The organism is Telluria sp. AZSoR62 (assembly GCF_058111565.1).
In genome coordinates this window covers 1-231 of sequence record NZ_JBYTST010000661.1, presented here as the reverse complement: position 1 = coordinate 231, position 231 = coordinate 1, and the positions used below count along the sequence as shown (strand labels likewise).

The 231-nt window shown below is 64.9% G+C and carries 1 pseudogene; it reads left to right on the top strand.

What is annotated here, in order from left to right:
- Positions 1-12: 12 nt before the first annotated feature.
- Positions 13-231 (top strand): annotated as a pseudogene (locus tag AC3XQU_RS25080) (MFS transporter); the annotation flags it as partial.

The window sequence follows — 231 nt, the reverse complement described above, 5'->3', positions numbered from 1 at the left end:
CTGGGGACCGGTTTGCTGACTGTGGCCCTCGGACTGCTGGCGTTCGACCTTGCAGGAGCGCAGGCCGGGGCCGTGCTCGGGACAGCGCTGACCATAAAGATGCTGGCCTACGTCTTCGTCGCGCCAGTCATGGCGGCACTTGTGGAAAAGCTGCCAAAAAAGCCGGTCCTGGTTGCAGCGGACCTGATCCGTGGCGGAATCGCCCTGATGCTGCCCGCGGTGGATCAGGCC